The sequence below is a fragment of the Pseudarthrobacter xylosi genome, assembly GCF_055412765.1.
Window position 1 is genome coordinate 61,870 of sequence record NZ_JBVAYT010000010.1, and the last position, 14,268, is coordinate 76,137.

Sequence of the window (14,268 nt, forward strand, 5' to 3'; positions counted from 1 at the left end):
GTTAGGACGTCGTCATGCCGCAATCATCCGAGACCAACACAGACCAGCCGAACATCGCCTCGGTACTCTCAGCTTCATACCATTTCATAATGGGAAGGATCGTCGAGGACCTAAAGGCCGCCGGCTACAAAGATCTCCCAAAGTTGCAATTGCACGTTATTTCGCGGATGGAAGCTGAAACCGTCAGCCTCAAGGGTCTAGCCGCCCGGGTCGGCATGCACCCCCAAATCCTGGAAAACGTAGTGCACATGCTGGCCGAAAATGGCTACCTACACGTGGACGACGAGTATGTCAGCCGCTTGGATGACGAGCATGTCAGCCTCGCCGAACGCGGTCAGGAGGCCATGAAACTGGTCGCTGCTTCGCAGCAGACACTTGAAGCCGAATGGGAAGCTGCTCTAGGCAGCGTCGCTTACCACGACTTGCGCACCCAACTCAACAGTCTGTTTCGGATCACCACTGGCGGAACGAAAGCGGATGGTGACCGCGGCCGCGAAAAATCTGACCAAACCCACCTTTCCACAACTTAAGTCTCACCTAGGGGACACCCCTATTTCGTCAGCCGGCTTTGCCCTCGCGAGGCTCGTTCCTGCGCTTCGTCCAATTGTCCCCGCGGCCCTCGTTGCGGACGGCCTACCGAACACCGGTTGACAGTTGACGGTTTTCGAGGCTAACTTTGCAAGGAGGACCGGGATCTCCTCGGTCGCTTCACGCTCGAACGGAGTCAGCTCGTGACAGAAGTGGCGATCAACTACTCTCAAAATGTCAAACCGTTGAAGCGCGCCACGCTCGCCCACGAGGTGATGGAACAGACTCGCCAGGCAATTTTTGCAGGTAAGTATCCGCCGTCTCGCGAATTGTCCGAACCTCAGCTTGCTGAATATTTCGGCGTAAGCCGGGGACCCGCTCGTGAAGCCCTGGCCATTCTAGAGGCTAAAGGACTTGTCGAAAAACAGCGAAACGGACGAGCCCGCGTAAAGCACTTCACTCCCCTCGAAGTGGCTAACATCTACGAAGTCCGCATCGCCCTGGAAACAACGGCATTGACAGCTGTCATCCGCACCGGGGGCGAGGTTTCCGACCTGCAAACACACGTGGCTAACATGCGTGAGGCGGCGAATGAACGCGACTTTAGCGCTCTTCTGGATCACGACATGCAGTTTCACACCACGCTCGTGCGAATGGCCAACAATCCCGCGCTGAGCAGGGCTTACGAGACGGTGGGGGACCAGGTCAGGCTGATCATCAGCCGCTACGAGGAAGAATCAGTCGAGCCAAACGTGATCGTCGATGACCACAACGAGATCATCCGCGCGATTGAAACCAGAGACGCTGCCAACGCTTCCAAACTGATGTCCCGGCACATTAAAGGCTCCGTGTACCACGATGCCGACAGGGTCTCATCTAGCGCCTAAAAACGCTCACCTTAGGGGCTTCTGCGGCAGGTTGAACCCCACTGTTATGTCCGCCTTGCACTCCCTGCTCCAGCTGACGTGAAACACCGCCAGTAACTGCTAGGACGGTGGTGGCCGCTCTGTACATTCCCCGCCTGCCTTGCCGTGCTTTTGTCAAACAAACAAGCCCTCCCGCCGCGTGCGGCGACTGATCGCGGGCATTTTGCCGTCCCGATTCAAACGCCCTTACGGCCCTAACTCGACGCGCTGCAGGATGTCGGCGACGACTCTTTCCGCTCGATATAGGGCAACTTGCGGATTGGCGTACTGGTCAGCCAGCTGCAGAAGTGTGCCATAAAACTGTTGACAGTTCACTGGTGGAATGACATGATTGAAGCGATCGAGCAATCTGGGCGGCGCCCAACAGCCGGACGGCCGGTACCGACGCCAGTGGGGATACTAACGCCGGACACATTGCGGCAAAGGTGCCGCTCATATCAAAACTCCGCCCGCAGACAGACCGAATACCGTATCTGTACTGAACCAGGCCGGAACTGAGAGGTTGCCACGCTGGGAAAAGGCCTAAGACGCCGACAGTATTACCACAATAGAAAGAACCAATCATGAGAGAGCTGGTCAGTGAGCCAAATCCCGACTTGGTCGTCGGAAGTGATAACCAGGAGCATATGAGTCAACCCGACTACCGGCGCCATGGCTTCCACAACCGCTACCGTTTGTCTCGCTACAGCACCAGTTATAGGGCCGGACGCGTCCTGCATCTAAGGAAGAACATGGATCCTCGTATCGCCCAGATGCAGGCGGTGCGTCAGCTTTGTTCGCTCCCGTGGTTCTCGGCAATGGTCATCGTTCGGGGTTCCGAAGTCTTGTTCGAGCGCTATGCCAGTGACTTCGGCCCGGCTCACCCGCACATCATTCAGTCCATCTCCAAGACCATGATGAACCTCGTCATCGGTCGCTTAGCGGAGGAGGGCAGCGTGGACCTCTCCCGGAGAGTCGACGCTTACCTTCCCTGGATCGGAAGTGGCTACGCGGACGCTACCATCCAGCAGGTGCTGGATATGGGCGTGACTAATGACTACAGCGAGGACTACCGTGACCCCGAGGCCAGCTGTTACACCCACAAGGAAGCGTACGGCTGGCGCTTGCCCCGTGACCCCGCACACGAACTAACCCAGCGTCAGTTTCTGGCCACCATCCTGTCCGACGACACTGCAAATCGGACTGGTCACTTCCAGTACAAGTCCGCGAATACTGACGTGCTGGCTATGGTTACAGAAGCGGCCACGGGACGGCCTATGCGATCCTTCCTTGCAGACCTCACTGATGCAGCTGGAGTCGAAGGTAACTTGCATATTTCAACCGACCGGGAAGGCTTCCCCAACGCCAACGGGGGTGTCTCCCTTACCGCTCGAGATCTAGCCCGCTATGGGCTTCTCTTTGCACGAGGTGGCGAAGGCATCGCGGGTGAACAGGTTGGCAATACAGCGTTCATCCAGAAATCGCTCACCCGCGGGGTACCTGTAGAGGCACAGGGTACTGGTCTCAAATACAGCAACCACCTTTACACCGACGGCAGATGGGTCGGCCACTATGGCTATGGCGGTCAACGACTTCAAGTAGATCTCACCAGCGGCGTGGTGGGAGTGTTCTTCAGCGTCCTAGAAAACAGCAGCGCCAATGATGACGGCTACCACGCCTCTATCTCAGCCATGCTTACTGAGATAGGCCTTCTCGATTTCGAAGACTAGGTCAGCTCCCCAGAGAGACGCCATAGCCCGCCGGGAGCGGTGCCGCTCCCAGCTGCAAAGGGCAATAAATTTGGCCTGTCGAGGTCAACACGACATTTGGCCAGAACCCCCAAGCCACTTTGGGGATCACGGCAACGGCAATCCCATCCAACTACCAAGGAACCTCAATGAAACGGCGAGTCCCTTCGGCGCTCGCTCCCGCTCGCACAGAGTCCACCATTATTCGGACCGGGGACCATTGCCCCGAGACTGGATGGTGGTATCCGGGCGGGATGGCTTGACCGGCGCTCTTTCCAAAGCCCGCTTTATCGGCGAAGGAAACGTAATGCCGGCCGTGAACGGCACCCCGACGCAGTGGCTCCAGACCCACACAGACCCTCGCTAAGTAGTCAGCGCTGCCTAAATACCCGCACGGGACAGCGATATTGGGCACCGTCAGCGACTTGGCACCGATACGGGGGTCAACGCCAGTTCTCCAACCCTAAACTCGGCCGACGCAATTCTTAAGACAACCAAAGAAAGATAGATTATGACTCCGCGGCAAATTGACGATTGGAGTACCCTCAGTTGCGTCTCCGTGGAGATGCGCGAGCCCGGAGGGACCGTCATCTGCAGCGGAATTGTGGATGCTGTCACCGAGGACGGAGCGATTCTTTGGCTACAGTCTTCCACTGAAGGCCGGCGACTATTCGAAAAGGCAGAGGGCTATCAAGCATGGTCGATTGAAGACCGAGCCGCCTTCCACTACTGGGTTTCGAGGCGCTTGCACCTGGGACAGCACGCCTTAGCTCGGTGCTAAACAAAAACAATATGTTTGGTTGCCAAGGAAAGCTGGGGGCCGGGCGAACGAGGAAATGTCATACTACCGCGGCCCCCATGGTCACGAGATCCCGGCTAAAGCAAAGCCTAACTCTCCCAATTGCAACTCCTAAAAGCTCAGGTGTTGCAACTGTGAGACTTTTCTTAGCTGGTCTGGGACTGGCTGGCAGGATAGGTACCGGCCCTTCCGCCCCGTGGACGTGACTCATGTTGCAACTGACCTTCAGGTGTCATTCGGTCGACTTGTCCGTCCACGGTGGTGGGCCGGCCGGTACCCGTCCGGCCCACCTCGGTAGCTTGATCAGAAGATTGTCCACCCCTTGCGGGGCGTGACCCATCACAGTGCTGTTCCTTTGGTGACCTCTACCCGGACTGGTGCCGGCCGACAGCGGCCATGACCATATCCGTGAAGAGGAAGGTACGAATGACCGCCATGTCTATCGTCGCGCATGCCCACCCATTTGTCGTGGGTGTTGACACTCACGCCCGCAACCACGTCTACGCGATCCTTGCGTCCACTACCGGTGCCCTGCTGGAAACCCGCGAGTTCCCCACCACCGCAGCCGGGATCAACCGAGCCATCGCCTGGGTCGCCCGCCGCACCGATGGCAATGCCGATACGCTCTGGGTGATCGAAGGCGCCGCGTCCTACGGGGCGATCCTGGCCGGCACCGTGGCTACACACGGCTTCCCGGTCGCCGAGGCGCCGCGCTTGGACGCCAAGAAGCGCCGCGGCGTGGGTAAAACCGATGCCCTAGACGCCCACCAGATCGCCATGTCCACCCTGCCCCTGCCGGTGGAGAAACTGCGCCGACCCCGCCTGCATGACGGGGTTCGCCAGGGCGTGCGGATCCTGGTCACGGCGCGCGCCTCCATGGCCAAGGACCGCACCCGGTCGGTCAACGCGCTCAACGCCCTGGTGCGCAGCAACGACCTGGGCATCGATGCCCGCAAGAAACTCACCGGCGCCCAGATCACCGGGGTCTCCAAGTGGCGGTCCCGCGACGAGGAACTCTCTTTGTCCATTGCCCGTGACGAGGCCGTGCGGCTGGCCAAACACGTCCTGGAGCTCGATGAGCAGCTGGCGGCCAACGAGAGGCAGCTGGATGAGCTGGTCAAGGTCAGCGAGGTCGCATCGTTGCTGGAGGAGAAGGGGTTCAGGGCGATCAGCGCCGCGAAGTGCCTCGCCGCGTGGTCACACCAGGGCCGGGTCCGTAACGAGGCGGCGTTCGCCTCCCTCGCCGGGGTGAATCCGATCCCGGCATCCTCCGGGAACACGGTCAGGCACCGGTTGAACCGGGGCGGTGACAGGACCCTGAACAGCGCCCTGCACCTGGTCGCGATCACCGGGATGACCCATGACGGCGAAACCCGCGAGTACGTGGAGAAGCGACGCGCCGAAGGACGTACCGACAAGGAAATCCGCCGCTGCATCAAACGCTACCTGGCTCGCCGTATCTACCGCACGCTCAACACCTCGGCAACAGCGATGAAAAGCGGCTTGACAGACATAGAAGAGTCGACCACTGGACGCCAAGCCCACGAAATGGCTCACTTTTCGACCAGCGCTGACACGATAAACATCCCTCTGCTGACGAATGCTGCACCGCCAGACACCGTGCGGTCGGGGCCGCCCTCGTTACGTTCGTGTTTGGCTCTTGCAAACCCATAAAGGAGCTTGGTGTTATGCATGTGGGGAGACCTCGTCACTGCAACCGATATAGAATACTTGTCCGTTCCAAACCGGTTGCAAATCAGGCCTGGTCTTGGCGAATTTTGGTAATATCGGAAACGACCTGCTCAAGACGGTACGCCCGGGTGAGAATACGTGAACTCCTTTGCTGCTGTCGCTCTCGAGCCGAGTGCTTCCGCGCCGGCGGATCCGGAATGTAATCGGATCGCTCCTCGTCAAACGGGTCGTAGAAAAGCGGCGGGGGGCGTAGCAGCTGCGGCTCCCAGTCATGCCTCATTCCATCTCCTCTGTACCTGCACGCGTCTTTGGGTTTGTTGAAAGGTCCTGCAGGCCTTCTGGGTCCGCCGTTTGTCCTTGACGCCCAAGCCGACCCCGTAAGAAGAATCCAGCGGCGTAGCAGCACACGTTCTAAATGCCCCGAAGTCTGGCGCTTGGTGGAGTCACTGCCGCCGCTGACTTATCCAAGATACGGCCGAGTGTGATGCGCAGCAGGCCCAATTTGAATACTGGTTGCTAACTGCTGGAGCTTGGCTTCCCGCCGCTCCCGGGAGGTGGACAAACCGCTGGAGGCTGTGCGTCCGCTGAACTGGAAAATTTGCTGCTTATTGCTGCCGGCTAGAAGTTGAAGGCGTCACTTGAGGTACAGCAGTCGATTTTCTCACGAAGACCAGGGACTCTTGGCATACTGGTTTCCCTGTCCCTCCACACCCCTTGGTGAACCTATCCAGCACTGCGTTGTAACTGAATAGGCATTTCGCCGAGATATGGCTGTCCGCCCTGGGCAGGGTGTGTGCAGGGGCGGGCTCCTTGGCCGACCGCGTGGATCGGTTCGTTCGCCATTCGCGAGCTAAAGATGTGAGCCAGGCGGACACAACTTCGTATCCGCCTGGCTCACCAGTCTCATTACCGCTTATCCGCAGTGGTCCGCACCCTACCAATCAGCCATTGATCCTAGGGCACTCCCACCTTGGGCATCGGCACCACCAACGTCACTGACAAAAATACTTATCAACGAGATTCTGTGGGGTCATGCTGCAGCCTGACAATGCCAGACTTCTTGCCTACTGAAGTAGCTGCGCGTCCTTGAAATCTTTCGGTGCACCATATTTGTCCATGATCTTCTCGTAGACGCCTTGACTGATGAGGTCCTTGACTGCCTGGAGGAAGATCGGAGACAAATCGCTACCCTTCGGAAAGCCGATAGCGAGCGGGCTCTTGTTATACAGGAAGCTCTCCGCCCGGAAGCGGCCGTTACTCTTCGGAACGACTTGTCCGAACTGACTACTGTCACAGACTAGGACGTCCACGCGCGAACTCGTCAGCGCCAGAATGGCCTGGTCTTGCGACTTGAATGACTGCGCATCGACTGGGGCCTTCCCCGACTCTTGACATGTCTTGCTCAAAGCCTCCGCGGCGGTCGCTTGCGCAGACCCTTCGAGGACGGCCACCTTAAGACCGCAAACATCCGATGCTCCCTCAATGCTGAACTGGGAGTCGGACCGGGCTATGAATCCAACGGAACTGTCAGCGATCGTGACGAAATCCAAAACCTTGCGTCGCGCGTCCGTAACGCTGAAGGCAGGAATGGCCAAGTCCCAGCGATGCGCCTGGAGCCCCGGAATTATTGTATCGAAAGACGGTGCCACCTCGACCTTGATCTGCAGGCCTGTAACGGCACCGATCTCTTTGCCTAAATCGACCCACGTTCCGACAAGCTTTTTATTCTCGTCAAGGTAGCCCGCAGGCGGGTAATCCGAAGTCACCACCACGGTAATGGGCTTGTTCTTCAAGGCGTCGGGAACCAGTTCGGCGGCAGGACCCAGAGTAGTCCCAAACTCGCTGGTCGGCTTTGCCGAATCTGAACCGGTTTGGGAGGGAGCTGCAGGTGCCGAGCTTCCGCATGCGGTAAGAGAAACGGCGAGCACCAGGGCACAAATCGACCCGAGTGAGAGGCGACTCGAGCGTGCTCGAAGTCCGCCATGAATCATTTGGCTATCCGAGATTTTCATCATTTTCCTTCGGGGTAGACGACGTTATTTGGGTCAACATTTCGAGTATTCGTTCTATTTGGCGGAATTAGGGGTTCATGGTGAATGCTTAAATCGAAAGCGTGTAAAAGTTTTTAGTGCTTGCCTTTCAGCTTTCGACAGTCATAACTACTGGCGCTCACGAAGCCGCACTATTGGTACTAAGCGGTCTTCACAGGATCTTGTTCTGCGATGCCCAGGAACTTTTTGGTGCGCTCGTTCTTTGGGTCGGCCATGATCTGCTTGGGATCGCCCTCCTCGAGGATCCGGCCCTTGTCCATGACGATCAGTCGGTCGCTGACATCGCGGGCAAAAGCCATTTCGTGGGTGACTACGATCATCGTCATTCCGTCCAGGGCGAGACCGCGCATGACGTCCAACACCTCTCCCACCAGCTCAGGATCGAGGGCAGAGGTGGGCTCGTCGAAGAGGATGACCTTGGGCTCCAGTGCAAGCGTCCGTGCTATTGCGACCCGCTGTTGCTGGCCACCGGACAACGTCCGTGGATAGAAGTCGCGCTTGCTGGTAAGACCCACACGGTCAAGCAGCGCGAGAGCCTTCTCCTGTGCGACCTTGGTCCGTACCTTGCGCCCTACCGTTAAGCCGATCGTTACGTTCTCCAGGACCGTCAGATGCGGGAACAGGTTGAAGCCCTGAAAGACCATCGCCATGTCCTTGCGCTGTTTGGCCGCCGAGTCCCGCCCCATTTCGTGGAGTTTACCGCCGCGGATGTGGTATCCCAGAAGCTTGTCATTGAAGTAAATCCCGCCCGAGTCGATCTTCTCAAGATTGATAATGCACCGTAGAAGTGTGCTCTTGCCGGATCCTGACGGGCCAATGATCGACACGACCTCGCTCTGCTTAAGGCTGAGGTCTACGTCATGTAGCACCTCGAGGCTGCCGTATGACTTGCACACGCGTTCGACCCGGATTATTGAATCGTTCATTTTCCCTCCTCGCCAATTCCAAGGGATACATCTGTGGTCGGTTTCTTCGCTGGAATCCGCCAGCTGCGGTTCTTCCAAAAGGTGCCAAGGTGGGTTGCCATGCTTGTGGTCTGTGGTCCGGAGCCGCGCCCGTAATGCCTCTCGATGTGTCCCTGGATGTAGGTCAAAATGGTGCTCACAATCAGATACCAAACGCTCGCGGCAATAAGGAGCGGAATCGTCTCATAAGTACGCGCGTAGATCAGCTGGGCCGAATGCAGTAGTTCGGAGACGGCAATGACACTGACCAGAGACGTCGTCTTTAGCATGCCGATGAGTTGGTTTCCCGTGGGCGGAATGATTACGCGCATCGCCTGCGGCAGGAGGATTCGAGTGACGGTCGATACTCTTGACAAGCCAATTGTTTGCGCTGCTTCAAGCTGACCTCGTTCGACCGAGAGGATCCCGGCGCGGACGATCTCCGACATGTATGCGCCTTCATTTAGGCAGAGCGCAAGCAACGCAGCCGTCATTGGGGTTACGAGATCATTGGTGTCGCCGCTAAAAAGGGTAGGGCCCCCGAACGGAATCTCCAGAGAGAGCCTGGGAAAAATGAGGGAGAGGTTGAACCAGAAGATGATCTGTACGAGGAGTGGGGTGCCGCGGAAGAACCAAATGTAGAGGCCACTGATCCCGAAGACAACGGGATTTGATGACATACGCATCAAAGCGAGGATAGTGCCGAGAAGCACGCCAACCGCCATTGAGACTGCAGTCAGCATCAGAGTCGTTAGAAGACCATAGATCAGATCCATACTTCCGACATATTTCCAGACCACATCCCATTGCATATTTGGATTCGTGGTCAGCAGATATGCGAGTCTGGCGAATAGCACAAGTACCACAGCAGCAGCGAGAAGTCGGCCGTAGCTGATCTTGCGAGCCACTGGGAGAGTGTGCGGGTATTTCTGGGGCATGGACGGAGTATTCAATGTCCCGCCCCCTTGGGTAATTGCAGTACGGTCCGACAACACTGGCTCTGACGGCATGTCGACTGCTCCTTCCATTTGTATTGAATAATTTAAAGCGCACACCCCCCGGGACACTCCGGCTCGGTGATGCCGAGCGGTGTCGTGGTTCGCCCTGAAGCGGTGGCCAAGTCGCTGTCCATCCGTTTGAGATGTGGCAATGCTCACTCGGAGGACTTCTCGTGACAAGCGTCTCATTTTCGGAGTTTACTGTCAACAGATGAGTGTTTGCATGTTGGCCGGGTTTCTACAATGCAGGGGCGCCGGTACGGCCTATCGGCCGCGGACTCATTAACTATGACCTTCGGGCGGTGAACTGTCAACAGTTTTCTGTTGGCAGGACAAGCGAATAGCTTCGCGGGACGGTGCTTAACGCTAGGAGGCAGCCCTATCTGGCCAGCTGGGTGCCGAGCTTGACCCTGGCCATTCAGGAAGTCTATGCATCCAGAAGATTTCAACGTGATGGACGTCCCGCTCGCCAAGTAGGAACAGGACGGCGCATCCAAACGAGTCGCTGCAGCGCGTGATACGGCCCCCGGCATCCTCACTCTAGCTCTGGGCTGGCGCCTCGGTGATGCGGGATCTCGGTGATGCGGGATGATGACGAGACGTGAAGCTTCGGGATCGAGGATCGTCTCCGAATCCAGCTCGCCGCAACCATGGACGTAGTAAAGTCGACGCCCGTAGCGACCAGAGCGGAGCCGGCGTGAGCGGGGTCGGCATGAGTGGCAACGGTCGAGGTCGCGGAACTCGCATGCAAATGACCCGACGCAGGTATGCCGAAGAGCATTATCACGTGCACGAGAGCCATGCCTAGGGACATCCCGACGAGCATTCGCCCAGCCCCCACCGAAGGTGCCACTAACATTTGGACAACGCAAGGGGCACAAGCGAGTGCCATGGCAAGCGCCGCGAAAGTCATCCATCCGCCAGCGCCGACCATCGCCAGGTGGGCGCAGACGCCTGCCGCAGCGATCATCGCAACCCACCGCGAGTGGCCTGCCAGAACGGCAGCGGACCGGCTTCCGGTGTCGTTCTGGAGTGCTGAGTCTCGCACGGCCGCTCGTGTTTTCGACCGGGCCTTCTTGCCCGGCCGAATCTCTTCCGTGGCCCGCGCGCCCGTTCCTTTTGAAGTTTTGGACCCAACGTGCCTCGTCATGCAGCAGCGCGTTGCGAATAGGAAGGAGACGGATTGACGAAAAGCGTACAACCCATAGGGTCTTTCACTTCGGGTGCTCTCGCGGTGGCCACGGTGGACAGCGTGCTGAGTGTGTTGAGGTTCGTTCCTGTTGGCGGCTTGTGTACTGGGCGCTGCATCAAACCAGTTCCCGTGAGGCATGGCCGCCGGATAAGGCATCTCCAAGCGGTCGTGCTGGTGACTCGGAACGAACGAGGAAGTGGACGGTGCTGTGGTTGGCGAGCCCGCCGAGGGCACTGTCGGCACGAAATGTCAGAGACACGTCCACAGCTCCGGAGTCGAGTCGAATCCGGAACGCGACCTCCTGACTTTGTTCGCCGGTAAGTTCGTGGACCGGCAGATCGAGCTGGACACCGCGGACTGGACCGGCGTCGATGGTCAGCGAACCTGTCACGAATCCCTGGTTAATTACTGCCACGGGGATCGTGTGCCATTCTCCCGGCCTTGCGTCCCCGATCGGCGCCTTCGTACGGACGGCGCTGACCCGGGCCTCAGGGTTAATCGTCACAGCAATCGGTGCTTCAGAGTCGACTGGACCGCAACAGCCCGCCATGCGGGGCATCTTGTGAGTAGGCTTATCCATCACTCGACCTCACATTCGTCCTTACGAGCCAAATAAGCGGTCTTCGCGGCATCGTATGCGTCGAGGGCGGCTGCCCGCTCGCTTGCTCGGATAAATCCTGACTTCGCCCTCCATAAAGCGTCCACCGAGTCGTGTAACCACTGAGCACTGCGTCGGGACGCGCGGATCGGCTTACCTGCGATTTCAAGGAAAATTGGCTGGGTGTGCGCGCTGCCAAGAATTCGCAGCGCGACCCAGGACGAACGCTCAAGCTCGGCATCGAACGTGATCTCGCACTCGCTGCCATCCGCGTCGATCTCCTGGGATGCTACTCGGAAGCCGTTTACGACCAATTCGATCAAAACACTACGAGATGAACCGATCCGAGCGCGCTCCAGATCCCAACCGACTGGTCCGCTATGCAAGGGACGCCCCGGCTGCGGTGTTTGCGGGTGTTCCGGCAGCCAGGCCGCGACGGTAGCTTGCACACGTATGCTTGCAGTTGTCTCAAGGGACTGTTCACGGCTGACGTCTCCGTTGACTGCGAAGTCAAAAATATGACTGCGGCCGTCACCGAAGTACGATGCTCCTTCCTTCAGGCCGGTGGTCCATGCCTCCAATGCCCGCTTACCCTGCGGCGGCTCGGGAAGTTGCACGTACGTGCGCCCGACGCCTGGGCGATCGTCGTACACGCATGGGTAGTCGGTTTCGCCCAGCATAAGCGTGCGGTAGCCAACGTTGAGCAGGTGGTACCAGATATTCAGTTCAGCTGCGGGGGAGAATTGGGCCCCGGCCTGAAAATCGGCGGCACCTAGTGGAACGTCCACGACTATCTCATTGGACCCGATCGATTGGAAGGCCGGAACGATGTAGTTGGGTAGTTCGTCGGTGCCAACAGAGAGCCCGAACCCGCAGTGCGCGAAACCCACAAGCGCATTCTGCGACTTAGCCCACTGCAGGACCGGAAGATTCCAGGACGGCCATTCCTCCAGTAGAGCGGTGCCGGGGTAATCCTGGTCTGTAAGTCCCAGAAGTATCAGGTGACCGGAATGGCTGGACGGGAAACCGGACACCTCAATGTCGTATCGCAGCAGGCTCTCGTCATCGCGATCGGTCGGTTGAGGCGTCCAGGTCACGCCCTGTGCATCCTGAAGGTCTTTGTGCTCCAGCTGAGCAGATGGGCTGATCGACTCACCGCTGAAGAACTGCTTTTGGTAGTAGTAGCTGGGAGCCCAGTTCAGCACACTCCCGAGCCACAAGCCTTCACCGCGGACGTGCCGGATCATTGTTTCTGGCGCGACGCCCTCTGATGGCACGCTGTAATGTGAGCAACCGCCAGCGTGAATATGCGGATCGCCCGAATAATAACCGTGGCTCGCTGGGTCAACCCACCGGTCCAGGACGATGGAAATCTCATTGGTGTCCGCTTCGATATGAACATCCGTTTGGACTTGACGGTATTCGGGTCCGCGTTTGGCCGAAATCTCGTAATCCCCGGCGGGAAGAGGAATTACCTCGCCTGTGGCCCGGTACACATGATCTTGGAAGAACATGTCCGGTGCCAGCCGCATCGCCTTCGACGGATAGGACCGTCCCACACGGTCGCGTACCGTGATAGCAGCCATACAACTGCGACCATCGGGCTCTCGTACATCGATCCGGATGTCACGAGCCCCATGAGTGGTGAACTCAAGGGTCGCTGCCCGGGTCCGGGACTTATGCTTAATACGCCTCGGCCAGGACATTACGGCTTCCGGGGCGATCAAGGCCACCGCTGTTGGCTCCACGGCGACACCCAACGCACCTGTTCGGATACCGCTGTCCCGGCTATATAGGCTGACGACCACGTACTCGACCTCTAAACCCGTTAGTTCTGCCGCTCCTGCGAACTTCGCCGCGAGCCATGCATCCTTGACATACGGCACAGTGGTCAGGGAGTCCAGTATTGCGACGCGCGCGGCGTTACTTTTGTAGTCGATCACATCCAATACACCCTGATTCAACGCGATAATCGAGCCCACAGTGCGATGAGGGTTTCTGATTCGCACCAGGAAGTTGCGCCAGCCATGTTGCACCAAAATCGGCGACGCCGTGCCTGGCTCGCCGGAACAGACTCCTTGTTCGTCCACGATCACTTCGACCAGCACAAAAGGCTGGAGCAACGACTCAAGCTCTTGGCGTCGCTCGGGGTCCGGTGCCGAGCTGGCCTCCAGTCTTTGCATTTCCGTGCGGACTTTCGCGGGCAGTGGCTCACCGAGGTCCTCAAGCGTTGTTGCCGCGCGGGTCGCAGACGCAAGAAGTGGCTGAATAGAGGGTTCTAACATCATTAATATCTCCTACGTCATTCCTAAGCCCTTTAGGGACTTCAGCCCCGCCGACTATCGGCCGTTTTTGTGCCGGCTGAGGCAACCAGAAGGTCTACGGACGATCTGCGTTTCGCGAGCCCGTGTGGTTCAACGCACTATCCAGAGAAGCATGAACGTTTTAGCCGTGCACGCCGCTGCAGGCCAAGTTTGCAGCGCGAAGCACAACGCAGGAGCGCACACACCAACCGAATCGCAACAGCTCCACAGTCGGATCCTCACGAGCGTTTAGTTCATCATGTCCGCCACGCCGCAAACTGTCAACAGATTGCTGTTGCCAAGGCTTCAACGGCAGGGCAGTTGCCTCCTTCGCGCGCTGATTCGCTGATCTCCGCCCCATATTGATGACTGTCACCTGTTGACGTATACGCAAAAGAGAGGGGATGCTTGGTCAGCCGGCATGCGGCAAACGTTGAGGTGCGCGGAAGAGATGTTAGTGGATATCCCAATCGGGCCGCCTGGCTGCCCTATCGCTGATACCTCTGGCAG

At 58.3% G+C, this 14,268-nt stretch carries 8 protein-coding genes and 1 pseudogene; 4 read left to right on the forward strand and 5 right to left on the reverse strand.

Going from position 1 to position 14,268, the window contains the following annotated elements; genetic code table 11:
* The first annotated feature begins 14 nt into the window (after positions 1–14).
* The 4 genes and pseudogenes from ACZY1F_RS18520 to ACZY1F_RS18535 form a co-directional block, all read left to right on the forward strand.
* Positions 15–530, forward strand: a complete 516-nt coding sequence (locus ACZY1F_RS18520) for a winged helix DNA-binding protein (RefSeq protein WP_463943763.1) — start codon at positions 15–17, stop codon at positions 528–530.
* A gap of 201 nt (positions 531–731) precedes the next feature.
* Positions 732–1,415, forward strand: a complete 684-nt coding sequence (locus ACZY1F_RS18525; RefSeq protein ID WP_463943765.1) for a GntR family transcriptional regulator — start codon at positions 732–734, stop codon at positions 1,413–1,415.
* A gap of 602 nt (positions 1,416–2,017) precedes the next feature.
* Positions 2,018–3,163: a serine hydrolase domain-containing protein gene (locus ACZY1F_RS18530; protein ID WP_463943767.1), complete on the forward strand. Its 1,146-nt coding sequence runs from the start codon at positions 2,018–2,020 to the stop codon at positions 3,161–3,163.
* Positions 3,164–4,406: 1,243 nt separating this feature from the next.
* Positions 4,407–5,483 (forward strand): annotated as a pseudogene (locus ACZY1F_RS18535) (IS110 family RNA-guided transposase); the annotation flags it as partial.
* 1,253 nt (positions 5,484–6,736) lie between these two features.
* On the opposite strand, the gene ACZY1F_RS18540 reads toward ACZY1F_RS18535, so the two are convergent.
* From ACZY1F_RS18540 to ACZY1F_RS18560, 5 genes are all read right to left on the reverse strand, one after another.
* Complete coding sequence (locus tag ACZY1F_RS18540) at positions 6,737–7,684, reverse strand: ABC transporter substrate-binding protein (RefSeq protein WP_463943769.1); 948 nt, start codon at positions 7,682–7,684, stop codon at positions 6,737–6,739.
* 179 nt (positions 7,685–7,863) lie between these two features.
* Positions 7,864–8,649, reverse strand: coding sequence for an amino acid ABC transporter ATP-binding protein (locus ACZY1F_RS18545; protein ID WP_463943771.1), 786 nt, complete (start codon positions 8,647–8,649; stop codon positions 7,864–7,866).
* Entirely contained in the window at positions 8,646–9,575 is a 930-nt protein-coding gene (locus tag ACZY1F_RS18550) for an amino acid ABC transporter permease (RefSeq protein WP_463943773.1), read from the reverse strand. The genes ACZY1F_RS18545 and ACZY1F_RS18550 overlap by 4 nt, the downstream gene beginning before the upstream one ends.
* 1,397 nt (positions 9,576–10,972) lie before the next feature.
* On the reverse strand, positions 10,973–11,362 hold the full coding sequence (locus ACZY1F_RS18555; protein ID WP_463943775.1) for a hypothetical protein: 390 nt from the start codon (positions 11,360–11,362) through the stop codon (positions 10,973–10,975).
* 74 nt (positions 11,363–11,436) lie between these two features.
* On the reverse strand, positions 11,437–13,743 hold the full coding sequence (locus ACZY1F_RS18560) for a CehA/McbA family metallohydrolase (protein ID WP_463943777.1): 2,307 nt from the start codon (positions 13,741–13,743) through the stop codon (positions 11,437–11,439).
* Between the last annotated feature and the right edge of the window lie 525 nt (positions 13,744–14,268).

Excerpts from the sequence above, each read along its gene's own strand:
- ACZY1F_RS18520 (WP_463943763.1), top strand. The coding sequence starts at position 15 with ATGCCGCAATCATCCGAGACCAACACAGACCAGCCGAACATCGCCTCG.
- ACZY1F_RS18530 (WP_463943767.1), top strand. The coding sequence starts at position 2,018 with ATGAGAGAGCTGGTCAGTGAGCCAAATCCCGACTTGGTCGTCGGAAGT.
- ACZY1F_RS18540 (WP_463943769.1), bottom strand. The coding sequence starts at position 7,684 with ATGAAAATCTCGGATAGCCAAATGATTCATGGCGGACTTCGAGCACGC.
- ACZY1F_RS18545 (WP_463943771.1), bottom strand. The coding sequence starts at position 8,649 with ATGAACGATTCAATAATCCGGGTCGAACGCGTGTGCAAGTCATACGGC.
- ACZY1F_RS18560 (WP_463943777.1), bottom strand. The coding sequence starts at position 13,743 with ATGATGTTAGAACCCTCTATTCAGCCACTTCTTGCGTCTGCGACCCGC.